Source organism: Vibrio sp. 10N.222.49.C9, from assembly GCF_041474985.1.
Lineage (GTDB): Bacteria > Pseudomonadota > Gammaproteobacteria > Enterobacterales > Vibrionaceae > Vibrio > Vibrio crassostreae_C.
This window is the reverse complement of the sequence record NZ_JBFRVD010001278.1, coordinates 1-333: the sequence shown is the minus strand read 5'-3', so window position 1 is coordinate 333 and position 333 is coordinate 1. Positions and strand designations below refer to the sequence as shown.

Sequence of the window (333 nt, the reverse complement as noted above, 5' to 3'; positions counted from 1 at the left end):
GATAGGAATGGTCAACTACAGCAAGAGCTTTGAGACCTTGCCCCACAGCATTTTTCTGTAGTTATATTGAACGTAAAACGAATCATGGAAAACCACTACCACACACTCCTAAAAAGCCCCGACTTATGCCCGGGCCACAATCATTATTCAGGTAACTTCACATTTAACTCAAGAACAGCGAGCTGATCCTTGTCATGCTCAAAGTTCACATCAACCATATCTTCATCAACAGTAAAGTAACGACTCAATACCTCTAGAATATCGCGCTTCAATTGCGGGATATGCGATGCTTTTGAGTGCCCACATCGATGCTCAGCAACAACAATCTGCAGC

The 333-nt window shown here is 43.2% G+C and carries 1 protein-coding gene; it reads right to left on the bottom strand.

The annotated features are described in order from the left end of the window. Positions 1-143: 143 nt before the first annotated feature. The coding region (gene minE / locus AB4585_RS27895; protein WP_372172003.1) for a cell division topological specificity factor MinE at positions 144-333 on the bottom strand (190 nt) is incomplete at its 5' end.